22 protein-coding genes, 1 tRNA gene and 1 pseudogene are annotated in these 26694 nt (G+C 53.3%); 8 read left to right on the top strand and 16 right to left on the bottom strand.

What is annotated here, in order from left to right; all coding sequences use genetic code 11:
• Window positions 1–10 precede the first annotated feature (10 nt).
• Window positions 11–997 carry a 2Fe-2S iron-sulfur cluster-binding protein gene (locus tag MPRO_RS20200; protein ID WP_067297403.1) on the bottom strand — a complete coding sequence of 329 codons (987 nt, stop codon included), beginning with the start codon at window positions 995–997 and terminating at the stop codon, window positions 11–13.
• A gap of 133 nt (window positions 998–1130) precedes the next feature.
• Here MPRO_RS20200 and MPRO_RS20195 point away from each other — a divergent pair, with 133 nt between their 5' ends.
• On the top strand, window positions 1131–2036 hold the full coding sequence (locus tag MPRO_RS20195) for a LysR family transcriptional regulator (protein ID WP_067297400.1): 906 nt from the start codon (window positions 1131–1133) through the stop codon (window positions 2034–2036).
• Between the two features lie 887 nt (window positions 2037–2923).
• Here MPRO_RS20195 and MPRO_RS20190 read toward each other — a convergent pair.
• The 4 genes from MPRO_RS20190 to MPRO_RS20175 form a co-directional block, all read right to left on the bottom strand.
• Window positions 2924–5332: an efflux RND transporter permease subunit gene (locus MPRO_RS20190; RefSeq protein ID WP_067297397.1), complete on the bottom strand. Its 2409-nt coding sequence runs from the start codon at window positions 5330–5332 to the stop codon at window positions 2924–2926.
• Window positions 5329–6420 (bottom strand): WD40/YVTN/BNR-like repeat-containing protein, encoded by a 1092-nt coding sequence (locus MPRO_RS20185; RefSeq protein WP_067297393.1) that lies wholly within the window; start codon window positions 6418–6420, stop codon window positions 5329–5331. Before MPRO_RS20185 ends, MPRO_RS20190 begins: the two co-directional genes overlap by 4 nt.
• Before the next feature lie 101 nt (window positions 6421–6521).
• A complete protein-coding gene (locus tag MPRO_RS20180; protein WP_067297389.1) occupies window positions 6522–7874 on the bottom strand; it encodes a DUF1329 domain-containing protein in 1353 nt (450 codons plus the stop codon).
• A gap of 20 nt (window positions 7875–7894) precedes the next feature.
• Window positions 7895–9541: a DUF1302 domain-containing protein gene (locus tag MPRO_RS20175; protein WP_067297385.1), complete on the bottom strand. Its 1647-nt coding sequence runs from the start codon at window positions 9539–9541 to the stop codon at window positions 7895–7897.
• A gap of 469 nt (window positions 9542–10010) precedes the next feature.
• Here MPRO_RS20175 and MPRO_RS20170 point away from each other — a divergent pair, with 469 nt between their 5' ends.
• A complete protein-coding gene (locus MPRO_RS20170) occupies window positions 10011–10289 on the top strand; it encodes a hypothetical protein (protein WP_067297382.1) in 279 nt (92 codons plus the stop codon).
• Here the strand turns inward: MPRO_RS20170 and thmT are convergent.
• From thmT to MPRO_RS20115, 11 genes are all read right to left on the bottom strand, one after another.
• Window positions 10286–10477 carry a 2-hydroxymuconate tautomerase gene (gene thmT, locus MPRO_RS20165; RefSeq protein ID WP_067297379.1) on the bottom strand — a complete coding sequence of 64 codons (192 nt, stop codon included), beginning with the start codon at window positions 10475–10477 and terminating at the stop codon, window positions 10286–10288. The two genes, MPRO_RS20170 and thmT, sit on opposite strands and share 4 nt — an antisense overlap.
• 22 nt (window positions 10478–10499) lie before the next feature.
• Window positions 10500–11291 carry a 2-oxo-3-hexenedioate decarboxylase gene (gene dmpH, locus MPRO_RS20160; RefSeq protein WP_067297376.1) on the bottom strand — a complete coding sequence of 264 codons (792 nt, stop codon included), beginning with the start codon at window positions 11289–11291 and terminating at the stop codon, window positions 10500–10502.
• An 81-nt stretch (window positions 11292–11372) separates the two neighbouring features.
• Window positions 11373–12401, bottom strand: a complete 1029-nt coding sequence (gene dmpG / locus MPRO_RS20155) for a 4-hydroxy-2-oxovalerate aldolase (protein WP_067297373.1) — start codon at window positions 12399–12401, stop codon at window positions 11373–11375.
• A gap of 16 nt (window positions 12402–12417) precedes the next feature.
• Complete coding sequence (locus MPRO_RS20150) at window positions 12418–13329, bottom strand: acetaldehyde dehydrogenase (acetylating) (RefSeq protein WP_067297370.1); 912 nt, start codon at window positions 13327–13329, stop codon at window positions 12418–12420.
• Between the two features lie 93 nt (window positions 13330–13422).
• Window positions 13423–14208 carry a 2-oxopent-4-enoate hydratase gene (gene dmpE, locus MPRO_RS20145; protein WP_067297367.1) on the bottom strand — a complete coding sequence of 262 codons (786 nt, stop codon included), beginning with the start codon at window positions 14206–14208 and terminating at the stop codon, window positions 13423–13425.
• A gap of 14 nt (window positions 14209–14222) precedes the next feature.
• On the bottom strand, window positions 14223–15683 hold the full coding sequence (locus MPRO_RS20140) for a 2-hydroxymuconic semialdehyde dehydrogenase (protein ID WP_067297363.1): 1461 nt from the start codon (window positions 15681–15683) through the stop codon (window positions 14223–14225).
• 218 nt (window positions 15684–15901) lie between these two features.
• Complete coding sequence (locus MPRO_RS20135; protein WP_067297359.1) at window positions 15902–17101, bottom strand: cytochrome P450; 1200 nt, start codon at window positions 17099–17101, stop codon at window positions 15902–15904.
• A 123-nt stretch (window positions 17102–17224) separates the two neighbouring features.
• Window positions 17225–18226, bottom strand: a complete 1002-nt coding sequence (locus tag MPRO_RS20130; RefSeq protein WP_067297356.1) for a PDR/VanB family oxidoreductase — start codon at window positions 18224–18226, stop codon at window positions 17225–17227.
• A 32-nt stretch (window positions 18227–18258) separates the two neighbouring features.
• A complete protein-coding gene (locus MPRO_RS20125) occupies window positions 18259–18669 on the bottom strand; it encodes a 2Fe-2S iron-sulfur cluster-binding protein (protein ID WP_082709002.1) in 411 nt (136 codons plus the stop codon).
• Window positions 18670–18672: 3 nt separating this feature from the next.
• The gene (locus MPRO_RS20120) at window positions 18673–19587 is read right to left on the bottom strand and encodes a catechol 2,3-dioxygenase (protein WP_067297352.1); all 915 of its coding nucleotides are present in this window, start codon (window positions 19585–19587) and stop codon (window positions 18673–18675) included.
• Window positions 19588–19630: 43 nt separating this feature from the next.
• A complete protein-coding gene (locus tag MPRO_RS20115; RefSeq protein ID WP_216821342.1) occupies window positions 19631–21415 on the bottom strand; it encodes a CocE/NonD family hydrolase in 1785 nt (594 codons plus the stop codon).
• Between the two features lie 299 nt (window positions 21416–21714).
• On the opposite strand from MPRO_RS20115, the gene MPRO_RS20110 reads away from it, so the two are divergent.
• The 6 genes and pseudogenes from MPRO_RS20110 to MPRO_RS25265 all read left to right on the top strand — a co-directional run.
• The gene (locus tag MPRO_RS20110) at window positions 21715–22524 is read left to right on the top strand and encodes a helix-turn-helix domain-containing protein (protein WP_067297457.1); all 810 of its coding nucleotides are present in this window, start codon (window positions 21715–21717) and stop codon (window positions 22522–22524) included.
• A 157-nt stretch (window positions 22525–22681) separates the two neighbouring features.
• Entirely contained in the window at window positions 22682–23914 is a 1233-nt protein-coding gene (locus tag MPRO_RS20105) for a Tm-1-like ATP-binding domain-containing protein (protein ID WP_067297349.1), read from the top strand.
• Window positions 23915–24092: 178 nt separating this feature from the next.
• Window positions 24093–24180, top strand: a tRNA-Leu gene (locus MPRO_RS20100).
• Between the two features lie 408 nt (window positions 24181–24588).
• A complete protein-coding gene (locus tag MPRO_RS26005) occupies window positions 24589–24735 on the top strand; it encodes a hypothetical protein (protein ID WP_158651894.1) in 147 nt (48 codons plus the stop codon).
• 47 nt (window positions 24736–24782) lie between these two features.
• Window positions 24783–25385 (top strand): hypothetical protein, encoded by a 603-nt coding sequence (locus MPRO_RS20095; RefSeq protein WP_067297346.1) that lies wholly within the window; start codon window positions 24783–24785, stop codon window positions 25383–25385.
• 374 nt (window positions 25386–25759) lie between these two features.
• Window positions 25760–26694, top strand: a pseudogene (locus MPRO_RS25265) (transposase); the annotation flags it as partial.

Genomic DNA, 26694 nt, shown 5'->3' with positions numbered 1-26694 from the left:
ATGGCAGTAGTTAAACGCCGCTGGGATAAAAGGCATCGGCATAAATATGTTCGATGCTGGCACCTCGACTGGTACAGGCCACGGTTGCCGCCTCCACCATGACAGGCGCACCCGCCAGGTATATTCGCCAGTCGGAAAGATCCGGGAACTGCTCGGCAATGGCATCGGTGACCAAGCCACGGGTATAGTTTTTCAGATCATTGGTGTGATTAAGCGTGATGCTGTAGTCGAAATTGGAAAAGTCGGCCGCTAGCGTCTTCAGGTAATTAACGCCATAAAGATCGTCCTGCGTTCGGGCGCCGAAAATCAGATGGATTGGATTCTCCATGCCTGACTCAAGCGCACCTCGAACAATCGACAGTATCGGCGCCAGTCCGGTGCCGGTCGCAACGCACAGCATAGAGCCACTATGCTTGCGGCGAAGATAGGACGCCCCCAGAGGACCGTTCACCTTGACGATACTGCCAGGCGTTATGGTCTCATCCAGCTTGGATGTAACACGTCCACCCGGCACCAGCCGAATATGGAACTCAAGTTCAGTGTCCTGTGCCAACCCGGCCATCGAATAGGCCCGAGTACCCTCGAGGCCGCGAAAGGTCAGATGGGCATATTGACCCGGGGAGAACTCCAGCGGTTTGTTGGTCTTCAGCCGCAATCGGCGTACATCCGCTGAAAGCGCCTCATAGACAGTCACCGTGCCCTTGAGGGTTTTGGCTGGATGATTCACAACCTCATCGGGCTCTGGCACTTCAATGGCGCAATCGCTTTCGACCACAGTCTGACAGGCAAGTACATATTGACCGTCCCGCGCCAGACGACCATCAGCGGCAGGCGGACCGCTCACCTCCCCTTCGATGACCTTGCAGCGGCAGGTACCACAACGCCCGGACAAACAGCTGTACGAAATGGGGATCTCATTATCCCGCAGGATATCCAGCAGGTTGCTCCCCGTGGTTGCGGTGACGGTTTTATTGAGCGGTATTATGCGAATGTCCATCGTCACTCCGAGAGCAAGCGCCCGTTGTTTGAATTGTGCATCCACTGTATAACCCGCCGAGATATTCAGACAGCCAATCACCGTGATAATCTATATTCATATTGGTGATATCTTTAAGAGGCGGAAGACAGCCATGCTCAGGCTTCAGGACATTGATCTAAACCTGCTCGTCGTATTTCAGCTCATGTATAGAGAACGCAAGACAGGGCTGGTGGCAGAACAGCTGGGCTTGACCCAGCCCGCGGTCAGCAACGCACTGGCACGATTGCGAAAGACGTTGAACGACGAGTTGTTCGAGCGTACCGCCAGGGGAATGAAACCCACCCCCTTTGCGGATAGCATAGCGGAATCAATAAGTTACGCATTGAGTACATTGCAGGACGGCTTGAATCATGAAGAACGTTTCAACCCCGCCACCAGCGACCGTAACTTCTGCCTATCGATGACCGACCTAGGGGAGATGTATGTACTGCCACGCCTGATGGCGTACCTGGCAGAACATGCTCCCAACATTACCCTGAGTACTGTGCGCAACAGTGGCAATTCGCTCAAAGAAGACATGGAGCTTGGCAGTGTCGATCTTGCGTTTGGCCTGCTGCCCCAGCTTGAGGCCGGCTTTTACCAAAGGCGCGTGTTTGAGCAACAGTACGTGTGCCTGATGCGTGAGGGACATCCCTTGTCCCATGAACCCCTGACTCTGGAAGCGTTTTCCCAGGCCAAACACATCGTCATCGAAGCACAGGGAACCGGCCATGGGCGTGTTGAAAAGCAGCTGACGAAAAGCGGTATCGCGCGCATTATCCACCTGCGGCTGCCCAACTTCATGTCAGCGCCCTATATTGTCGGCGAAACAGACCTTATCGCCACGGTAACGGAAAAGCTCGCGCTGCAGACATGCAAGAGCCTGAATCTTGTAATACGGCCCCACCCCATGGAGATTCCACCGGCACAGATCAACCTGTTCTGGCATCGTCGCTACCACCAGGATACCGGCAACATCTGGTTGCGAAATCTCATGTTTGAAATGTTCTCGGAATGAACAACAGCGCCCCGAACGACCGCTGCCCCATTATAAAGCGAGAGGTATGAGTACCTTGCTGTGAGTGTGCTGTCGCGCGGCTAGGCTGGAATAAGCGTGCGAATTCACACAACCATCGCGTAGCGATGGTCTTCGCTGCGCTTCAGTCGAACCCTCTTCTCGAAATAAAATTTGTAGCCCTTGAAAACAAAAAAATTCCCAGAGGGAGAGAGTGGCTTTTTTGTTTTGAATATGGAAGTGAGCAAGGAACACACCAAAATTTCTTAGCCGTCCTTAAAAAGGAATAACTTAAAAACCAACTTCACTCCTCTAAAAACTGCTAGTACCATAAAAACTAACCGACAATAGCGACAGATACTGACGCTGCCAATCGGGTTACGAAAGTACTTGGGCAAGAGCTCAATCCACGAAATCCTCGCTAGAATTTCTATGCTGATTTCGGTTATGCCCGTCGGGCGGGAAGCGTATCCCAGGCAGCGTGGCAATAGCCCCCATATTCGATGAAATCGTACGCGTAGGCGCCGTTATCCGACTGCCTAAACACCCACCACGCCTAGGTTGAGCGGTAAATCATATGAATGGGCTGATTCAAAGAATTTAGCTATGCCCGAATGAACGTTAAGATCATGCTATTGATAACCTGCTATAACTCGCAGCGGTTAGTGTATTAACGCTTCGCCGAAATTGAGGTCTGTTAACAATCTACATGGGCTGAATCGCGTCTATATAGCGCGACTCAGCCCACAACAAAGAGCCCCCAACCGAATAAGTCTTCACTCGCTGACGAGTTCAAATATTTTTTAGTTTTCGTCACAAGCCTGTTTCGCTTTTCAGCGAATGTTGATGAGTTATTCAAGGTACCCTTTCATCGCCCCCAAGAACCCATTCTATTGTTTTAACATAAAAATAATTTTTTCAGGTTTAACCAGGAAGTAAGCCAACGCTGGTAAAAGGAGAAGTGCCCCGAGCATGTTAAAGATAAACATGAATGCCAGCAATATTCCCATGTCTGCCTGGAATTTGATCGGTGAAAACACCCAGGTTGCCACCGCAACGCCCAGCGTCAACCCCGTCAATATCACTATTTTCCCGGTAAAGGTCAGTGCTCGGTAATAGGCTTGGGACAAACTATCGCCTTCCCGCAAGCGTGACAGCGTCACCGTCATGATATAAAGTGCGTAATCCACTCCGATACCTACGCCCAACGCGATAACGGGCAAGGTCGATACCTTGACACCAATATCCAGCAGTACCATCAGTGCCTGACACAAGATCGATGTAAGCATCAATGGAATAACCGCACAGGCAACAGCGGCCCAGCTGCGAAAGGTCAAAAAGGCCAGCGCAATAACCGCACTGTAGACAAGTACAAGCATTTGGACGTTAGCCTGCTTGACCACAATATTGGTCGCCGCTTCGATTCCCGCATTACCCGCCGCATTCAGTACTTCAAGCTGATCCGTACCATGTCTGTCAGCAAAGCGCTCCACGACGGAAACGACTGAATTGAGCGTATCGGCCTTGTGATCTTTCAGGTAGGCATATACAACCAACAGATCACAGCCCTGGTTGAAGAGCTCTCTTGGCGCGCGAGTAACTATGGCATTCAGCATCCCTTGCGAACGGGGTATGTCGTACCACTTCATGTTACCTTCATTCATTCCGGCATTGGCAATCTTCGAGAGCGCGGCCAGTGAGTTCGTCGATTCCACCCCCTCCAGAGCCTGCAGCTCCGACTCCAGTCCATCGACAGCGCTCACCGTCTCATAAAGGGCGCACCCATACTGCCCGGTTTTGACCATGACAATATAGATGTCACTACTGGCCGCGTAGTGGTCAACCATGAACTTGTTGTCAAGGTTGTAACGGGAGTCGGCCCTTAATTCAGGCGCCCCCACCCCGGTGTCGCCGATTTTTGTCTCGAAACTGAGCAGTGTCGCCCCAACCCCGAGAACACTACATAGAACAAGAAGTAACGTGGCATACTTGCGTCGTGTTAGATGGTCAATCAGATTCCACAAGGGATGCTTTTGATGCGCTTTGTCCGCCAAATCTGTGCGCTCGTCGAAAACACTGCGGGCAGCCGCCTTCTCGTTAACCCCAACATAAGAAAGCATCACAGGCAAAAGCATTAAATTGGTGAAGATCAAAGTGGCGACGCCAAGACTCGCAGTCACAGCGAGATCCTGAATGACGGGAATATCGATCACCATAAGTACAGCAAAACCGATGGCATCGGAAGCTAGCGCCGTAATACCGGCGAGAAACAGTCTGCGGAAGGTATATCGAGCTGCCAGCAACTTGTGAATACCACGGCCCACATCCTGCAGAATTCCGTTCATCTTCTGCGCGCCATGACTCATGCCGATGGCAAAAACCAGGAATGGAACAAGTATCGAGTAAGGATCGAGATCATAACCCAGCGTAGGCAGTAACCCAAGCAGCCAGACAACCGCTATCAAAGAGCAGATAACAACCAGCGAAGTGCTACGCAAGCAGCGTGTGTAGTAATAAAGCACCAACGTTGCCAGCATAATTGTAATACCAAAGAAGATCACTACCTCATACAGTCCATCGATAAGATCACCTACGACCTTTGCAAAGCCGGTAATATGGATCTTGGTTGAATCGCTCTGATATCGTGTTCTGAGCTCCTCGAGCGTGTTCGAAAGCTGATGATAATCCAACTCCTGACCGGCGATTTCACGCAAGGGTACCAATATAACGCTGGACTTTAAGTCTGCAGCAACGAGCTGGCCAATCTCACCGGAACGCTCCACGTTGGCCTGAAACTCCTCGATAGACCGTTGACTACCGTCATAGGTGTCAGGCATAACGGAGCCCCCATCTAGCCCTTCTTCCGTGACCCCAGTCCAACGCACAGATGGCGTCCATAGAGATTTCAAGTAGGGCCTATCAACACCTGGCAGCAGGAAAAGTTCGTCTGTCAGCGCTTTAACTACATTGAGGTACTCTGGCTCGAAAATACTGCCTTGAGTATTTTCAACCGTAACACGTAGCGAGTTGCCTATATTGGTAAGGTCTTTCTCATTATCCAGGTAGTTAATAATATATTCATGTTTGCTCGGCATCATTTTATTGAATGCGGCACTTACATTAAGACCTAGCGACTTGTAGGAAAGAAACGAAGTAATCAATAGACAAACAAGTATAACTATCAGCCTATTATTAAAAATAGCCCGCTCTATAAACTGTCCCGACCGAGGGTCAAAATCCTCAATTGATCTAGCCAGCGGAGTACTTTTACGAATATTTTCACTCACCTCTTTATTCATTCTAATAGACCCACTTCAATACGCTTATTTCCGCGAACAGTTGACACGATTATTTCTCCCTCATGAACAATCATATCTGTTACGTACGACCCGATATTTTCAACCAATCTAAATGAATTAGATATCCCTGATTCTAGCTGGACAATATTCCCATTAGCATCCCCAAGAAGAATATTTCCGCTAGTAGCCTTTACGGCTGATGTAATTGAAATATCATATGGATATTCAAACTGCGACCACTGTTCCGATCCTGATAAATAGCCCCATAGATTTCCTCGCAACCCATAGACAAGAATAGTTTCCTTTTCGTCAACTAGTGCACCGAAAAAAGACCCATTATAGGGTGACTTCTGTTCTTCAAATATTTCATTATTCATATCACGTTTAAAAAATATGCCACGCTCACCTACCAAGTACTCAGTACCCTTTGCTTGCACGTAGTCGTAAAGGTGCATACCACCGTCGTTTGGCACCTCAAGCATGAGTGGAATCCAGGTAGCACCACCATCCGTCGTTTTAAAAGCAAGACCGTAAGCCCCTGTAACCACACCAAAATAACTGTCAACAAAATCAATATTCAACAGGGGCTTATCGGCGCCGTCCTGAATAAGATACTCGGCTTGTTTTAGTGCCTTGGCTTTCAGAGCAGGATCTTCTGTGGATTCAGCCTGGCGCATGTACATTTCGCCAATATTCCGACCGTCGAATTTAAAGTCCCAATTTTCACCGCCGTTCACTGTGGTCAAAAGAACGCCACCATGGCCGGTTGAAAAGCCAACATTAGAATTTATAAATTTAACATCTGTCAGCGTAACTGATACGGGAACCGATGTTGCTTGCCTCCAACTTATTCCCTTATCATCTGACAGTAATATGATTCCTTTCTCACCGACTGAGACGAAACGTTCGCCCGCCTCGGTAAGTGAAAGTTGCACCGAATCCACTGCGTTCTTTAGTTTTTTAGCGGGCCTATCCAATACATCTTGGATTTTAACGCCGGCAGTAATTAGATCGCTCGCAAAAACACCTGATAACGCAACGATAGCCAAAGCTAACTTACATTTTCTAATTAAACACGCTTGATTCATTATTTTTATCTCTGCATCGATAGATGCTTAGGAAGCAAGGAGCTTTTGCCCGGTCATAGGATGAAGGGGGAACCCTATGCCGAGCAAGCTCACCTAGCCGATTAGCGTGATGCTTCTGCCGCCACCGCGTCACCGGTGAAAAACGTTTCCGGCTTGTTGGAAACGATTCTGAACGTTTCACCATTAAGGAATTGCACGTTACTCACGGTGTCCGCCTGAAGGTCATATACCGAAACCGGCTTAACAAGCGTCACCGGCACGCTTGGAACAACGAAAGGGAACACCTGAGACGTTCGCCACAGGCTGCCTTCCGAGTCGTAGCCATCCAACAGGGTCAGCAGCCAGCTGTCCTCATCGAAATAGAACACGCGCTTCGGTACGGCGTGGCGCTTGTCAGACTTGACAGTTGCTTCCACAACCCAGGTACGGTGGAGCTCCCAACGCATTTCGGCAGGATTCAAATGGTTTGCAACGAAAGCATCCTCTATCTGAGCCGTAACGAGCCCATTGCTGTTGTAAGGAATATAGGTTTCACGTTTTTCGACAATCGTCCAGTCATAGCGGTCGGGCATACCGAAAAAGCCTTGTACTTCATCGAAATAGTTGGCACCGGACGAAACAAAATCAGGTGTGTCGTAACCAACCGTCGGTGCGCGCCGTACACGTCGCTGTCCCAGCAGGTACTGCCAGGCACGACGCGGCTCACTGGGATCGATGCTATCTCGAATGACCAGTGATTCTCCTGACTTGAAAGGCGGCTCAGTGGTGGTAAACCGCTGCAGGAAGTATTCGCCAGACCATTTGTCGGCAGAGCCGTCACGATAATAGTATGGGTATTGCCAATAGTTGTCGTTTCGCGTGGCCAGAGTCGGCTCGCTATCCTTCAGCAGGAGTAAGTTTTTAAACCCATACTCAGTAGCGGTGGCTTCTACGCGCAACAGGTAATTCCAGATAATCTCCAAACCGGATTTCGGAATCGGGAACGGAATACCACCAAAGCAGCCCTCTACACTATCCTGAGCCGCGGATAGTTTACAGTTGAGTGCGTTATCTCGTGTATTTTCATATACATAGTCAGGAGCAGACGCTGTACGGCGCGTAGGATATACATTCAGATAGAAGCTATCGGGATATTTTTCCAGTAAAGCTATTGTGCCTGGCGACAACTTATCAGAGAACTGCTTAATATTTTTGGAATTAATTTTGACTATAGGTTGATCGTCACTCAGAAATTCCCATGGGATATAGTTTTCACCCTGCACAGGAAGCTTGGCTGTTCCCCCTGTCCACTCGGGAATGGTGCCATCAGCATTACCGGCTTTCTCGCCACCTAGCGGCGTCAGGGAACTGCTTAACTGTGCCGCCTCATCAACGGCTACGGCAGCATATGAAAATTGAAAACCGGACAGTACACCGACAATGGTAAAATTCAGAATTGTTTTATTTATATTCATGATCTAATGCCTTCCAATCGTTAGAAACTTCTCTGGATGTTAAACGATATAAAATCACGGTCCGCATGCACCTGATCTCCGGATAATGCTGCTGTGGAATCCACGATCCCGCCAGCACTGCCGAAGTAATGGGTATATTGCACACCGCCACGCCAAGTCTTAAGGTAATCGAACTTCAGGCCGACACTTAGATCACCACCACCTTCAGGTGAGAAGCCCGTTCCTCCGATAGCAGGATTACCGGATATGCCGTAGCCCAGACCAATTGGTAGTTTTAAATCAACACCCTGCATAGCCTGAAAGTATTCAAGCTCAAGCAGCAAACGTAAAGCAGCTGAGCTGCGAGTTGTATTGGGATCGAGTTGACCGCGGTTCTCTTCGATAGAAGTAATTCGGTTATATGCGACTTCACCAAGAAGGGTAGCCCCATCCCACAACGGACTCTCATTCATCAGAGTAATGGCTGATATCTGTGCATGGAAGGTGTTACCAACCGGGTAGAGCGCATTTTTGTCACCATCGCCATTGCCGGCTACATCGATCACCACGTTACCGACACCGGCCAGAGGCATATCCTTTCGAACCGAGACCTCTGCTGCAACATTGGCCTCGCCAATGAGAGTACTGACGCTTGCCCCTAGTGTCTTTATGCTCTCGCCATAAACAAGCGTATATTCTGAGCTGCCTGGGCGGACATAGAATTGTGGGAATTTATCGTGATATTGAGCTGCGTACAGGCCATATTCATAGTTCCCATCCTTAATCTTGATCTGGGCACCAAACTGACCATCGTCGCTCGGTGTAATATCCCCAACGCGGTGACTCAAACCGCCCAGAGCCGGAGGTAGATACATATAGTCGCCACCGGCATCCGCGAAATCGGAAAAGCTGAAATAGCTTCCCGCACCGGGCAGGCGTGCTTTTTCCCATTCATATTGGTAGTAAGCGCCTACACTGAGACTTTCATTAATGACAAGATTCGCACCTAACTGGCCGACCGGCCGCAAAATTTCCTGAAAGGTCGAGCCGGGTACCGATAGTAACTTGACAATATCCACCGGAGCCTGCGCCCCTGCTATCCCGTTACCACCGAAAAAGAGGCTTTCACCGTAAATTTGCGTGTATTGACCGGCTTTCAGGGAAAGGGACTTTCCGTCTACGTTGAAATTCCCATATAAAAATGCATCCAATATTTCGGCATCGCGACCATGGAGCTCTTCAGTTTCATCCGGAAACTCATCAAAGGAGCCATTCAGATTGTTGCTCAGGCCTGAGCCGTCGTTGTCCGTTCCTTTATTGTAGACGTCGTCGTACCACGCTGCACCACTGAGACGAACACCATATCGCCGGTCGTAACTGAGATCGAATTCTGATAGCAAATCCATTCGATTTGAGATTAATCCTTTATTGAAATTCCTGTCACCATCATCGAGATTTGGATTATATGATGACAATACATCTTCACTCTTATCCTCTACTCTCCATCCAGCGCTGTATCGAATTGAATTATCCCAGGACAGACGTATATTCGGATTACCCGTATCAATTGTGAAAGCCTGCGCAACAGGAACAGACATCAAAACGGACATAGAACAAGCGACGGATAACCCTAATTTTTTTATAGTTGGAGAACATCCTGTCACACTTATAATATTATTATTCTTCATGCAATCCTCGATTTTATAAAAAACAACCTTTTTACTTAAGGTGGTCAGATCTTAGTATTTACATTTCTCAGGACCACCCTATTAATTTTTGACTTTTATAACTAAAATCACTAAAAATAAAACTTTGTCATTACATTTAAATGCAACAAAAGCCGAGATGGAAGCAAATACAAAGTGCTTTTCATAGAGTGAAAACTTTAATAAAACTGTGATTAAGTCATTAAGGGATAGTGTCCCCCTGCACGTTGAGGCACCGAGGCACTACATGAATTAGGAGCTTATCTTCGCCGAAAGAAAGCTCGGCCATAAGCATGGAAAACCCCGTAAAAAGCAGTTTGTCGGCCATATGGAGGAGCGGACTCCATGGACCCGGAAGCAACTGTCATCGATCCGTATTACCCCAAACGCAGGCCCTATCTCGTCATAACCCTGCTACGCATTCATTGCATGCAGCAGTGGTACTGTCTGAGTGATCGTTGCAGACAAGGGGGATGACAATGGACGTATCCGTGTACAGGTTGTGGCCCGACCGGTCATTCCCAGAAAGCGCCACTTGATCAAGAACAATGGCGCTCTGGAAAGGGGGCTGTATTACTACAGGCGCTTGGTCGGGAACGCCTTTGCGCGGCTGAAGTACTGCCGCGCAGTGGTATTCCGATACGGCAAGCTTAACCTGAATTACGACTGCATTATCGCCGTCGCATGCGGGTTCCTGTCGCTATCCATGTACAACGTTAACAGCCCCTAGCGACCTAGCTTTCTCGCCGACTGGCCGCCGATACCGAAGTGCTGCTTTGGCATTTCATTAAGCAGTACCCGCACACTTTCCCGCGGCGCCTCGATGGCCAGATGCACAGCTTCGGTGATCTCATGAATCAGCGCTTCTTTCTGTTCGTCGCTACGCCCTTCCATTAGATTGACCTGGATAATAGGCATCGTCCTGGCTCCTGTATCAGTATCAGACGAAACGGCCGCCGATTGAGCCCAGACCCTGGTAGTGCACGGTGAAGTTGTCGCCGGGCTCGACCGGCACCGCCGCGGTAATTGCACCTATCATGATGAAGCTGCCGGCCGGCAACGACTCGCCGCGCTCGCCCAGCATGTTGGCCAGCATCGCCACCGAGGCCGCCGGGTGGCCCAGTACTGCCGCACCTGCACCGGTCTGCACCACTTCGCCGTTCACCTCCATCACCACACCGAGCGTCTTGAGGTCGAGCTCCTCCGGCGCAGCCATGCGGCCCCCGGTAATAAAACGACTGGAGCTGGAGTTGTCGGCGATAACGCTCTTGAGGTCGAACTTGAAGTCCTTGTAGCGTGAGTCGATCACCTCGACCGCCGGCATCACGAAATCGGTGGCGCGCAGCACGTCGCCGATATGCACCCCGGGGCCCTTCAGTTCGGCTTTAGTAACGAACGCCAATTCAGCTTCAATCTTCGGATGGATCAACTCGCTATGCTTGATCTCGCCGCCGTCCGGCACGCTGAAATAGTCCGCCAGAAAGCCGTAACAGGGATACTCGACCCCCATCTGCGCCATCTTGGCCCAGGATGTCAGGCCCATTTTCATGCCGACGATTTTGTTGCCGCGGGCTTCCTTGCGGCGACGAATTTCCCACTGGATGTCAAAGGCATCCTCGTAGGTCATGTCAGGGAAATCGTCGGTGACTTTGGTGACTTCATACGCTTCCAGCTCGGCGGTTTCCAGGTGTGCCGCCAGTTCTACGATCTGTGTTTGTGTCAGATTACCCATTATATCGGTCCTTTCAGTATTCACGGGAGTAGCAGGGTGCTGGTGAGCGAAGCGAACCGCACCCTTTCCTCAGTTCAGCAATCAGACCAGGCCTTTCTGCTTGGCCATGGTCAGTGCCAGATCTTCAATCATGTCTTCCTGGCCACCGACGGTGCCGCGACGGCCCAGTTCTACCAGGATGTCCCTGGCAGATATGCCGTATTTCTTCTCAGCGCGCTGCGCGAACAGCAGGAAGGAGCTGTAGACGCCGGCATAGCCCAGAGTCAGTGCATCACGGTCGACGCGGATCGGCTGATCCATCAGTGGAACCACCCGGTCTTCAGCCACATCCATGATCCTGTAGAGGTCGATACCGGACTCGACGCCCATCCGTTCCAGCACCGCCACCAGCACCTCCAGCGGGGTGTTGCCAGCGCCGGCTCCAAGACCCGCGACCGAGCCGTCGATACGGCTCGCGCCGGCTTCGATCGCGGCCAGGGAGTTGGCGATGCCAAGACCAAGGCTATGGTGACCGTGGAAGCCGATCTCAATATTGGCCGGCAGCTCGGCCCGCAGCAGACCTATCTTGGCCGTCACGTCGTCCGGCAGCATGTAGCCGGCGGAATCCGTGCAGTAGATGCAGTTGGCGCCGTAGCCGACCATCAGCTTCGCCTGTTCGAGCACCTTCTCGGCACTGACCATATGGGCCATCATCAGGAAACCGACGGTGTCCATCTCCATTTTCGCCGCCAGACCGATATGCTGCTGCGAAACATCAGCCTCGGTGCAATGGGTAGCGACACGGATGGTGCTGACGCCGCAGTCGCGGGCCATTCTCAGGTGGTCGACGGTGCCGATCCCTGGCAGCAGCAGCGCTGAGACCTTGGCATGCTTCAGCTGCGGGATCACTGCCTTGAGATACTCTTCGTCGCTGTGGGCAGGGAAACCGTAGTTGACAGAGGCACCGCCGAGGCCGTCGCCGTGGGTGACTTCGATCAGCGGCATGCCGGCCTGATCGAGTCCGGTGGCAATGCTGACCATCTGCTCGAGACTGATCTGGTGGCGCTTGGCATGCATGCCGTCGCGCAGGCTCATATCGTGTAGCGTGACTTTCTTACCATTGAGATTCATGTCCAGTCTCCCTCGCTTAGCCACGTTCCGGCAATGTAACGGTTCCGGCCGCCGCTTCTTCGGCGAACATTTCAGCAGTACGCAGGCCCGCCGCAGTCATGATGTCCAGGTTGCCGGCGTATTTGGGCAGGAAGTCACCCAGGCCCTCCACTTCCATGAACATAGACACCCGGTTGCCATCGAAAACAGGGCCGTTAACCAGACGATAGCCCGGCACATATTGCTGCACTTCCGCGACCATGGCGTGAACCGAGTCGATGATGGCAGCCTGATCCGGTGTAGTTTCGGTCAGGCAGTGGATGGTGTCGCGCATCATCAGCGGCGGCTCCGCCGGATTGATGATGATGATCGCCTTGCCCTGCTTGGCGCCGCCAACCTGCTCCACGGCACCGGCGGTGGTGCGGGTGAACTCGTCGATATTCTGACGCGTACCAGGCCCAACCGAACGGGACGACACCGTAGCGACGATCTCGCCATACTCAACCGGCTGCACGCGGGACACCGCCGCCACCATCGGGATCGTCGCCTGGCCACCACAGGTCACCATATTGACGTTCATCTCCAGCGATTTGGCATGCTGCTTAAGGTTAACCGGCGGAACACAGAAGGGGCCGATCGCTGCCGGGGTCAGGTCAATCATGATGACGCCCAGTTCATTGAGCTTGCGGCTGTTCTCGGCATGGACATAGGCGGAAGTGGCATCGAAGGCGACGCGAATGTCGTCTTCAATTACATGCGACAGCAGACCATCGACACCCTCGGCGCTGGTCTTGATGCCCATCTCCCGCGCACGCCTGAGACCTTCGGACTCGGGGTCGATACCGACCATCCAGACAGGCTCGATCCACTCCGATCGTTGCATTTTCATCAGCAGGTCGGTGCCAATGTTGCCGGGGCCGATAATGGCCGCCTTGAGTTTTGTTTTCATAGAATTAACCCTGACATTGATATCGATGATTGGGGCGAAGTTTGGATAGTCTGAATATCGGCTAGGCCCTGACCCGGCATTCGCCCTGATAGATCAGGTGAAGCGAACTGAGGCGTTGCCGATGCCACCGATCGAGACACTCAAGAAGTCACCGGCCTTGACCGGCTCCAGCGGTACCAGCGAGCCGGACAAAATCACCTCGCCGGCCTTCAGCGCAATGCCAAATTGCCCCAGGGTATTGGCCAACCACGTGACGCAGTTGACAGGACCACCCAGGGCCGCTGCACCGGCGCCGGTGCTGATAATCTCGCCATTTTTCTCGACCACCATGCCGCAGGTGCGAAGGTCCAGTTTGCGCGGGTCGACCGCCTGGTCACCGAGGATAAACAGACCGCAGGAGGCGTTATCCGCGACCGTATCCTGAATCTTGATCTGCCAGTTCTCGATGCGCGAATCCACCACCTCGAAACAGGGGATTACACATTCAGTCGCCGCCAGTACGTCGGCACTGGTGATACCGGGCCCCATCAGGTCCTTTTTCAGGATAAAGGCAATCTCGCCCTCGGCCTTAGGCTGAATCAGGCGCTCGGAGATCGGCATTTCCTGGCCCTGGCTGAACGCCATCGCATCGGTCAGGTAACCGAAATCAGGTTGATTTACCTTGAGCATGTTCTGTACCGCTTTCGAGGTCAGGCCGATCTTCTTGCCGATCACCTTCTCCCCTGCCTCGAGCCGGCGCTGCAGCAGCCGCAACGAGATATGATAGGCATCTTCGATGCTGATATCGCTGAAGCGGCTGGTCAGCGGCGCTACGGTCTCGCGTTTGGTCAGGGCTTGGTAGAGCTCGTCACCCAGTGTTTGTATCTGTGTTGTATCCATCATTCTTCTCCGGCTCAGAGTTTGATGCAGATGTTTTTCAGTTCGGTGTAAAACTCGAGTCCATGCACCCCGCCCTCACGACCGATACCTGACTGCTTGGCGCCACCGAACGCAGTGCGCAAATCACGCAGGAACCAACTGTTGACCCAGACAATGCCAACGTCCATCTGCTCGGCCACCCGCACCGCACGGGCGCTGTTCTCGGTCCAGACCGCCGCCGCCAGGCCATAGTTGGTGTCGTTGGCCAGCTGGACGACTTCCTCTTCGCGGTCGAATGGCCGGATATGACAGCAGGGACCGAATATCTCTTCCCTGATCACCCGTGCATCGTCGGCAAGGCCGGTCCAGATAGTCGGTTCGACCCAGGCACCATCGTTCAGCTCGGCGCCCATATCCGGTACACCACCGCCGATCTCGACCGTGGCGCCCTCTTCCACCGCCAGTCGGTAGTAGGACAGTACCTTCTGCTTGTGTTTCTGGCTGACTAGCGGACCGAAGTCGACGCTGCTGTCTTGCGGTCGACCCAGCTTGAGTTTCGCCACTTCTTCCTTCATCCGGGTCAAGAAAGCGTCATAGATCGGGCGCTCTACATACACCCGCTCAGTGCCGAGGCAGACCTGGCCGCAGTTGACGAAGGCGGACCTCATAGTCCCTTCGACCGCCTTTTCCAGGTCGCAGTCAGCGAAGACGATGCCAGGATTCTTGCCGCCGCACTCCAGCGAAATATTGCGCAAGCCCACTGAGGCCGCCCGCATGATGGCCTCACCCGTGCGGGTCTCGCCGGTGAAGGTAATGGCATCCACCAGCGGATGGGTGGTTAGGAACTCGCCGGCCGAATCGGGACCGAAGCCGTGCACCACATTAAACACGCCCGGGGGCACGCCGCACTCGTTCATCACCTCACCCAGCAGCGTGGTGGTGGCCGGGGTTTCTTCCGAGGGCTTGACTACGACGGTGTTGCCGCAGGCCAGCGCAGGCCCCACTTTCCAGGTCATCAGCAGCAACGGCAGGTTCCAGGGGCTGATCACCGCTATTACGCCTTTCGGGGTGCGGTGGCCAACATTGAGCGCCCCCTTGCCGTCCGGGGTATCGAGGCGAAGCCCTTCAGTCGGGTGGTTGGCCAGGGTCTCGGAAAAAGCGGTAAAGTTGGCCGCACCACGCGGGATATCGATATGACTGGCGATGCTGTAGGGCTTGCCGGTATCGCGGCACTCGGCCTCGAGAAATTCGTCGAAACGCTCGTTAATGCGATCGGCAACCCTGTTCAGCAACTGAATCCGCTGGGGTTGGCTCAGCTTACCCCAGGGCCCCTTGAGCGCGGCCCTGGCGGCGCGCACAGCCGCGTCAACTTCGTCGCGGCCGGCTTCATGGACTTGCCCTATCAGACTGTTGTCGACTGGGCAGCGGTTCTCAAAACGCTTGCCGCTGGCAGAGCTGACATACTCGCCGTGAATAAAGTGTTTGAATTCTTTCATCTTGTTCCCTGTAATCATTATCGAACCGAGCAGATCTGTGACTGGGCCAAACAGCCATAATCAGAAAACGACCACTGCTGTGGCTATGCTCTATTTCGCTGTTGAATCCATGTAACCCTTGACTGATGTGGCATGATTTTTGTCCGCAGCCACCCACATCACGGGTTTTCGGAAACAACTCAATTTTTCGAATTAACCGAACATAGCCGGTGCTGTTGTCAGGACACAGTTACTGGCAGATTAAAAAATGCGCGAGTTGTATTATTCAGGGTGCGCACAGCGGGCCCCGTAATCTCGAACCGTTCGACTCGGCGAGCAAATGCCTTCAGGATGGAAATTGCTTGCAGTTGCGCCAGGTGCTGTCCGGGACAGCCATGAATCCCGCCACCAAACGCGAGGTGGTCCATCGGATCACGCATCACGTCGAAGCGGTCAGGATCCGGGAAATGGCGTTCGTCGCGGTTGCCAGAACCAAAGAGGAGAAGGATGCGGCTGCCCTCAGGCACGATGACTCCATCAGCATCGTAGTCCTGCTTCAGCACTCGGGAAAACCACTGCACCGGGGACTCCATGCGCAACACCTCGGCAACGGCGGGCCGAAGCAGTTCATCCGGATTTTCACGAACCATTTTCCACTGGTCAGGGTTATTAGCAAACAGATGGAGGGCGCTGCCGATAAGACCGATGGTGGTATCAGTGCCCGGAATACTGTAACCGGCCATCAGGGGTACGACCGACTCCGGCTTGATCTCACCGCGCTCCGCGGCTTCGTGAATGGTGGCCGCAAAACCTCCCGGAGTTACTCGATCCTTGGTGCATTCTTTTCCGAGCCACTCAAACATTTTCACCAACCCCGGCACGGATTCCTGCATTTTCTGATTGCCGTCAGGGCCGTTAACATTAAAGATCTGCTCGGCCCACTGCAGCAGGTTCTCGCTGCCTTCCTTAGGGAACCCGATTAAATCCAAGATAACGGGTGGAACAAACCGGTAAGCGCAATCAGTCATCGCATCAAATGAACCGCGCTCAACCAACTCCTCCACAAGTAGCTCGGCTCTCGCCTCGATGTCCGCGGTTAATTTGCGGATCTGGCGCGGCGACACCCGCTCATTGAGTACCGCTCGCAGCGCCGAGTGATAGGGAGGATCGGAGGCAATCACCGTGCCGGTCCAAGCCTTGTTGAGCAGGTCATTAAGGCTAACACCATCGGCCGAGGAGAAGGTTCGCCAATTATCCAGCGCAAAACGAATGGCCTTGTAACGTGCAAGTGCGGTGACGTTTAGTTCAGGCAGGTGAACAACCGGACCGGCATCACGCAGTAGTTTGTAGTTGGGGTAGGGGTTTTCCAGGTGCTGGTCGCTGAACAGATCGATGTCGCACGTAGCGGGCGCAGTTCGTGAGAGTACTGTATTAGTCATGTGAGTTTCTCCAAACAGTTTGATTCGTAAAGTTCGGTCGGCCGTGCATCGCACATCAGGGATCTGCAGCTCTGGCTTAGAGCTGCCGCCAGACATCGAGACTGGGAATCCTGATATATCGGCCTAAATGTCCAGAACGAGCTTTGGCGACAGCGAGCGCGAGCAACAAACAAGCATGAACTCGTTGGACTCCCGCTCCGCGCGCGATAGCACAGTGTCGCGGTGATCGGCTTTGCCTTCGAGAATATCGACTTCACAAGTTCCGCAAACACCGGCACGACAAGATGCAAGGACCTTCAAACCGGCCTTTTCAACTGCATGAAGAATCGACTGATCAGGACCGACGCTCAGGCTAATACCGGAGCGTTGGCACACGACCTCGAAGGACTCCAGCGCATCTGCGGGTGCATCAACAGGCTTGGCGGCAAAACGCTCGGTATGCAGGCTGTCGGCCGGCCAGTGCGCGGCACCGGTTTCGACCGCATCGAGTAACGGCTCTGGGCCACACACATACAGAAGAACATCGTCACGGGCCTCGGACAAAACTGAAATCAACGGGATCCGCCCGACCTCGTCCTGGGGAAATATACTGACCCGGTCCCCGTAGACAGACAATTCGTCGCGAAACGCCATTGAGTCCCTGGTACGGCCACCGTAGAAAAGGCGCCAGTTCGCGCCGGCGGCCTGCGCCGCCGCAATCATCGGCAGCATGGGGGTAATACCTATCCCACCGGCGATAAACAGGTACTCCGGGGCCTCGATGAGCCGGAAGTGGTTGCGCGGCCCGCGCACACGTACTGTCCCACCAGCCTGCAGCTTATCGTGGACAAACTGCGATCCCCCACGACTGCCTGGATCAAGGAGTACCCCAATCCGATACGAACGGCGGTCGTGGATGTCCCCGCACAGGGAATACTGCCGGATCAGCCCATCGGACAGCAGCAGGTCGATATGCGCGCCCGGGCTCCACTCGGGCAAGCCCGCGCCAGCCGGGTCCGTGAGGGTGAGCACGACGACCCCTTCCGAGACCAGTTCCCTGCTCTTGATCAGGAGATCGCCCTCCCACTCCCACTCGCGGTCATGGAGGGTGCTCTTGTGTTTTGGTGCGAGGTTATCGATTGACATGGTATGCTCCGTCCGAGATCGATTTAGTTTTGTTATGAGAGCTTGGCGGCAGGTACATTATTCGAATCGCTGAGTTCCGATTCAGCGGGAACATCGAGACGGTCTGCCTTGTTAAGGTCACGTTTGGCAAGTCGGTCACTGAAAGGCCCGCGCCTGAGCCGATCGGTTGCATCGAGCCTGATTACGACATCTGTCACGGGCACCGCCCGGCACGGCAAGCAGATGCCTCTGGCATGTTCCTGGTCACTGAGCACCGACTCTGCCACGGTCTTGCTGTAGACCAACTCCCCAGACACCAACTCCAGCTTGCAGGCACCGCACCCGCCCTCTCGACAGCCCACCCGGTATGCAAAACCATAACGACGAGCAGCCGCGAGCAAGGTCTCACCCGGCCGAACCGGGAAACGAGCCCCGTCCGGCAAGATCGTAACGACATGACTCATGGTTCAGGTGTCAACGGTAAAGTGGTTCTCCGCTATCTCCCGACCGATATAGGAGACCGCCCGCGGGATTTCGTCTGCGGTCCAGGTAACTGTCGGGAAGTCCTGATAGGTCTCGTAACCACCGGCAAAAACCTCGTTACGATTACCCGCCGGGTCGAAGAAATAGATAGTGTCGCCCCGGCTGAGTCCGTGTATGTCTGGCCCAAAACCGACAGACGTATCATCCATCGACAAGATCGCTCCTGCATGGCGGATCGCATCCCAGTTCTCCAGCTTGTATGCCCAGTGGTGAATCCGGCCCTGCTCCCCGGCGACAAAGGCAATGTCATGGGTCTTGTGCTGACAAAACAGCCAGGTCCCCATTAATTCGCCAGTGTCACCGAGCTCGCTTACCAGCCGCTCTGCGGGCTTGAAGTCCAGCGCCTCAATACAGAAACGCTCCGCCAGGGGAATATCGTCGGTTTTAAGCAGGCAATGATCGAGTCGTGGCACCCCAACTCCCACCAGGTGCCGGGGAAACAGCGGCGGATTGACGAGGCCGACGGCGGTGTTTGTGAACTCCATTTCATGATAAAGCTCCATCAGGTGCCCCGATGGCATGGTGAAGCGAATACCCTCACCGACGGCCAGGTTTTCCCCTGCACTCATGCGGGTGGTTCTGACGCCAAAGGCCTCGATTTTCTGCTCGAAATAAGCCAGATCCTCAGCCTTGGCGACCTTGTATCCAAGCTTGATCAGCCCGACACCACCTTCCTCCAGCATAAGCGAATGATGATCCCACTCGTCCCAGCACTTTAAATAGAGCCTGTTGTCTTGCTCCAGCACCACCTGCATGCCGAGCGTATTCACGTAGTGGCGCTTGGCTTCCGCCAGGTTGGTCACGCGCGCATGCAGGTACCCCAATCGCATTACAGCCATTTCAAACCTCCAGTTTGTTCATAAATATGTTGTTTTTGTTATGTCATTCCGCTGCTGGTATTACCGGCATGAGGAGATATGACTGATAATCGCCACCGGTATGCAACCGGACCATCCCCCCGAACACATCAGCAGGCCTGTCCAGAGGATCGTTGTGAACGAAAGGGCCGACCCCACGTGACGGGTAGCGATGAGTCGTGTCGCTCGGGTCGATCTCCCCCTCGTACTCATAGTCCTTTCCGCGCACTGTCAACGCCACCCGGTACCCTGCCGGCACCACGACGGACGTCGGCCAAATCTCGACGTCCACCTCGTAAATGTCTCCAGGCGTAAGGGGTTCCTTCACCGTATGCTGGTGATACGGCCTGTACGGCTGACTGCGGTGAGTATCCAGGCGCCGGTGTGAGGCGCGCAGCCACCCTTGGGCAACCGGCGTATGTACGTCCATCGCGCCGCGGAACACAACTTCGTCACCGTTAGGATCAAACACCCGAACCACAAGGAACAGATCAGCATCAGTCGTCGATGAGCTGATAAACAGCTTGGCTGCCAGCGGGCCGGTAATTTCGGTGTCGTTTTCCAATGCAGGACTGGTGAAAGTCACCCCGGCCCCCATAGCGTCGTACTCGAGATAGGCGTCGGTATCCACCTGCTCAGCCTGCAGCCTTGCTCCATTGGCCTGCAGGTGGAAGCGAGTCCACTGCGTACGTTCGAGCGGCCATGCGTGCTCCCCTCTTTGCACGAACCTGCCCGCGATGCTGCCCTTGGCACCGGCATCAATGTGCCGGACCTGCAACGAAATCCTCGGCTGCTTGTCCCAACCGTTGTCCACACCGCGCAAGAAATGATCGAAGAAGCGTTTTTGGAGATCGACCCCGTAAGGGGTGTAGTAATGCGTCCAGTGCTCCAGCCCATGGACTTCCAGCCACTTGTTCTCGGAGGCTGCCTGTGTGTAGCCCTCGATGTTGCCCCTCAGGTGCAGTCCCTGGCCACCCCAGTTAGCCGCTGAGAGCAGCGGCACGGTAACTTTCGACAAATCCGCCACCAGAGCGTTGTTATAATCGTCCGCCAGCGGATGGGCGCGCACCTCCGCCACCTTGTCGACGCGGTTTAGCGCCAGCGCCTCATCGGTGAGGGTCTCAGGGCCTGCCACGGGCACACCGGTGTTGGGGTTCTTGCGACCACGCTCTCCGTAGCCGTGCTGCATCGCGAGCTGACGGGGCAACCATCGGTCAAGAAAACCGGATCGAATACCGCCGTGGTAGAACACTTCGCGGTACCAGTCAGAGGTGCCTTCCCAGGGGATAATTGCCTTCAAATAAGGCGGTTGCATGGCCGCTACGTGCCATTGATTGGCGCCGTAATAGGAAATTCCATGCAGCCCGACATTACCATTGCTCCAGGCTTGCTCGCCGGCCCACTCTATACACTCGTAATAATCCTGAATCTCCTGTTCAGACCATACGCTCTGCACACCTTCTGAACGCCCCGCACCTCGAGAGTCAACACGTATCACGACATAACCATCAGGTACCCAACACTCCGGATCAACAACCTCCCAACACTGGTATTTGTTGGTCGTACCGTCCTTTATTTCCGGAAAATCCCTTGTCATTACATCCCATTGCCCAGCGTAGGCTTCCTGAAACGAGAGACCCTTTGCATAGCACCCGTAACTCAGGATGACCGGGTAACGCCCCTCTTCCGGCGGCTGGAAAATATCAGCGCGAAGAATAATTCCATCACTCATTCTGATCGGAATATCCCAACCAATGCGCATTCCATCGATAACTTCCGCATCAACCTTATTAACTTCAGTAATAGACATAAGTCATATTCCTTATTATTTTTGGACCAAACTTAAGCAGCAAGGTGACATTAAAATGGAGTTAAATACTCACATTAAAATTAACTTCTGAACCTTGATCCCATTTTTTTGATTTGACGGAGTTAATATAATAATTCGTCGATTGAGTTAAATTATTATCCATTTCATTTCTACACCGCCAGCGCGGCGTGAAATGATTTCACGTGGTGAAAATAGGGCAACGGCTAGCGCAACGCCTGTCAAAGGAATTCCAGGCAGGCTATCATTAAACCTATAAGTTTCACGTGGTGAAAAATAAGATGCGGGATTACAAAGTAAAGACCATCCGAGCTTTGGACAGAGGCCTTGAAGTACTTACCTATTTACAGGATGCCCGCAGCGCCAGTCTGCATGAGTTATACCTCGCGACGGATCTGCCCAAAGCAACACTAACACGCATCATTCTAACGCTGGAGCAGCGAGGGCTGGTATGGCAGCGACTGGCAGACGGCGCTTACATGGCAAGCCACAGAATACAGGTGCGCTTGCCTGAGCTGAACGACACCGGTCACGTAGTTGAAGTAGCCTCACCGATCTTGGAGCGACTGGGGCGCCAGGTGCAATGGCCATCGATACTGGCGGTGCCGCGTCTTGACCACATGGCGGTCGTGGAGACAAATACGTCACAGTCTTATTTCTCACACATACTCCAGGGACAACTCAACTTTCGCATCAACATGCCCAGGTCTGCGACCGGGCGTGCCTATCTGGCGTTTTGCAGCGACACCGAACGAGAGGCGGTGTTGCAACGGCTGCGCAGTAGCAAAGAGCCCGGAAACTTCATCGCCAGAAAAGCAGAGGTCATTGAACAGCTGCTGAATGAAACCCGGCGCCTGGGGTATGGAGAGCGTGCAGGTGACTTCGGCGGGGACTTCAACGAATCAAGACGCGAGTCGGATGATGGTCGCCTTTCGATTGCAGTGCCTGTCATGGCCAGTGGCGATGTAATTGCGGTGCTTAATTTGACATGGAATCGTAAGGTTAAGACGACCGAGGAAATCGTAAAGGCGCATCTATCAGAACTCACTGCGGCTGCACACGAGATCTCAACGAATTTGATGGCAACATAGTAAAAAATATCAGCGGCCTGATGTACCATTTGGAACATTTACCACCCGAAGATAATGATCTACGCCACCGCCATAAATTTTGATGTGCTATTAAGAGGGCGGTGTAATACCGCAAAAAGCCTCAGATCCGGCGACCACTCCTGGGGAGAATAAAATAATGAAAAAACAAAAACCCTACGTCCTAATGATTGCTACCCGTGATACAAAACAGCTGGAAGCGGCGTACCTCCGCCAAGTATTAGAGGCCCGCGGAGTGAACGTGATTCACCTGGATGCCAGTATTCGTGGCGAGGATGCGAGTCCGGCCGAAATAAACCCAACAAAAATCGCTGCCGCCGCGGGTCGAACCATGGACGAAATTCGTGCCCTCAATCACGAAGGCAAGTGTTTGTCTATTATGGCTGAGGGTGCCATACACTGTGCCCGTGAAGTAGATCAGAAAGTAGGCCTCGCAGGTATCATTGGCATGGGTGGTTCAATGGGCACGACCCTTAGCACCGCGGTCATGCGCACCTTCCGCTATGGCCTGCCCAAAGTCATGATATCGACACTGGCTTCTGGCTTCACCAAACCCTTCGTTGGTTCCAACGACATTATGATGGTCAATCCGGTATGTGACATCAGCGGTTTCAACAGTATCTCCCAAGCCGCTTACCGCAACGGCGCAATAGCAATCGCAGCCCAAGCCAGGGAGTATCGTGCCGTCATCGCCGAAAACCGTCCGCTGGTGACGATGACCACACTCTCGACAACAGATCCCTGCACAGTGCGCGTGCGCTGTGCACTGGAAGCTCTGGGCTACGAGGTGATGGTTTTTCACACTCTCGGCAGTGGCGGCATTGCGATGGAGGAGATCATCAGGCAGCGCGATACCTGTGTCGTCGTGGATGTATCCCTCCTGGAGGTGAACGACTTCTTGCACAACGGTCTGTGCAGCGCAGGCGCTGACCGCTGCAAGGCCGCTCTCAGGAAGGGTATTCCGACAATCTTTGCACCAGGCAACGCTGACTTCATTTCCACAGGCCCCATTGCTGAAGCCCGCCACCTCTTTCCCGGCAAACGCTGCCACATGCACAACACGGCGCTCACGGCGGTACGTACCGAACGCCGCGAACTCCTGGCGTTGGCAGAGCACATGACTCGCTTGATCGCCGACGCAACGGGCCCCGTGTCCTTCTTCATCCCGCTGCGGGGCTTCTCAGAGCACGATAGCCCCCGCGGCCATTTGCACGACCCATCGCTACCACCTGTATTCGCGGCACACTTGCAATCCCTCCGCCCTTCCAACCTTGATCTGCGCGAGTTCGACTTCCACATCAACGACCATCAGTTTGCGGACACCATCGTCGAACAGGTAGTCAAGTACACAAAGCTGTGCAATACAGGCTAAAAGCCTCAAAATCTGAAGCGCTATGTGAGTTTTATTGACACATGGTAGATACTGCAAAAATACGGTAAAACGCCGCACACCGCCATGACGCATGGTCTGTTATCCTCGACACCATCGGCCAAGATTTCAACAAAGGCGGCGTCGGGCAAGGACGAGGAAGCCGCTCTCAACAGATTTTGGCGGTGACGGTGAAGTTGATATACACAGGGGATTCAAAATCCCCCGCCCTTAAAAGCGTGCTGGTTCGAGTCCGGCCACTGGTACCAGTCATTCATAAAAATCAATTAGTTACAAGCGAATCCGCCACATACCCCACTAGCTACCCAACAACCCAAAATCACCGGGTTTCGTGTTGTTTGTTACCTATGGGCTCACCTGCCTCAACATTCAGTACGTTCGTTTTGGTGCTCATGACCTCGCCCCGTCACGTCACCAACCATGGATATACGCAAGGACGCAATAACTTCCCGTTAAATATCATTGACTTATATTCCAGATGACACCAACCATTGTGGTTATGCTATGATCAACTCTAAAGTTAAGGTGGGTTATTACAAAAACCTTGCAGATAACTTGGAAGGGTCGCGATGAGGCGTAAAAGGGAATGGTCGAGAGTATTCATATCCTCAGACCGAGAAAAATGCGAAGTTACGCTTGAGGCGCCGAGCTCTCATATGATTGCCTTTGGCGGTCGAGATTTTACGGTAGTGCGTGTAAACCGTGCCGCAGCTGATCGCGCCATGAAAAAAGCTATGATTGCTCACTATAAAAGACGCAGAGATGAGAAGAATGAGGACGAACTTGCTGAAGCACTCATCTAAAAGGGAATTTTGGTTACTAAACGCTTTTACGCCTAACGGGTAAGTTGATGACACAACAGGCCACGGAAGGTCAAGCTGAAGATGTTCAGCCACTCATTCCAGTTCACAACCCCATTCTTCGAAAGTTGGTCATTGATGAAGATGACCTACCCTTGGCCTTAATAGGGCGATTGGCGTACGCGGAATATAAACTCCAAAAGTTTGAGTTTTATCGTGATACCGAAGAAAACGAAGGCCGCTCCCCTACCCCTGAGGAATTGCGAGGCTTTCTTAGAAATTACAATGATCGACGCTTAGAGCAGTTGCGATCCGAAGCGGAGCAAACATTATTTGCATTTGCTGACGAAATTTCACAACAGTTCCTGACAGAACAAACACGAAACTCCTCCGTCCTGAAGCAAGTAGAAGCCTCCAATAGCCAGGTAATAGATGACTTGGTTGATGTGAAGTCCCACATAACAGATCGAACTAGTACAAAGACTGGTTTGCTACTGGGTATGGGAGCCTCTATTGCCTCTACAGTTATTCTTGCGCTATTGATCGCCATCATCGGTGCGTCTAGTCACAACTCTAACTTTGGAAAGCTATATAGAGCTATTGTTCTAAATGAAGGAACAATATCACTTAACCCAAACTCAAGTGATGAATGACCGCACCTCCTCCGATAACACGGGCTTGACGCTCAAGTCACCGTATACTGCTCAAGCGCTAAGTCCAGCAAAAGGCCAAAATAGTCGCTATCAATGAACTGTATCGTTGCAGTGCATGAGAACATCAGCGGGTCTAGTTCCTGCAGTTCACAACATACCCAAGCCTCAAGGTCGAAGTTTGGCAAGCAGGGATGATCGAGTGTATCCGGCCACCGCTACCATACTTTGTTGCTTTATAAGCAACTGAAAAAAGCCAACCTTCTTGAGGTTGGCTTTTTTTGTGCCTGCTTGGTAGAGCTCCCCCGGTGTCAGGGTAGTTGTCGCCTGATCAGTTTCATCTAAACCAAAGTCCCGGGGACGGAAAGAGTCATGCGATGCGACGTTATTCACCTGAGCGTAAAGAGGCCCTGCTGAAGAAGCTTTTGCCGCCCCACAACATGTCTGTAGCCGAGCTCGCCCGCCAGGAAGGCATCTCCGATGTAACCCTGTATGCTTGGCGCAAACAGGCCAAAGCGGGAGGGGCTGCGGTGCCCGGAGATCAAAAGCTAACGGATAACTGGTCAGCTGAGTCCAAGCTGGCGGTGGTGATTGAGACCACCGCGCTGTCTGAAATCGAGCTGAGCGAATACTGCCGCAGTAAAGGGCTATATCCCCAGCAGATCAAGGCATGGCGCGACGCCTGTCTGTCGGGTCAGCAGACAGCCAAAGCCCAGCGCCAACTCGATCGCGAACAGGCCAAGGCTGACAAGAAACGTATCCGCGAACTGGAACGCGAGCTGAGGCGCAAGGACAAAGCGTTGGCGGAGGCTGCGGCGATTCTGGTACTGCGAAAAAAGCTCAATGCCTACTGGGGGGACGACAGCGAGGACAGCTAACGACGCTGTCGGTACGGCGCGATTATGTCGTCTGGATTGCTGAAGCCATTGCCGCCGGTGCCCGAAAACAGGTCGCCTGCAAGGAACTGGCGATTAGTCTCCGCTCGCTGCAACGCTGGACACAAGAAGGCGCGCTGAAAGCCGATGGTCGCACGACCACGCAGCGGCCCACGCTGGCGAATGCCCTGACTAATGCTGAACGCGAGACGATCTTGCAGCTCTGCAACAGCACGGAATACGCGCATCTTCCACCGAGCCAGATCGTGCCCCGGCTGGCCGATCAGGGCCGTTATCTCGCGTCTGAAAGCAGCTTTTATCGGGTGCTGCATGCCGCCGATCAGCAGCATCGCCGGGGCCGCGTTCAGCGTCCGAAAAGGCATCCGGCACCCACGACGCACGCTGCGAACGGGCCTAACCAGCTTTGGTCTTGGGAC

The organism is Marinobacterium profundum (genome assembly GCF_001528745.1).
Lineage (GTDB): Bacteria > Pseudomonadota > Gammaproteobacteria > Pseudomonadales > Balneatricaceae > Marinobacterium_A > Marinobacterium_A profundum.
This window is presented reverse-complemented; position numbering and strand designations above follow the sequence as displayed.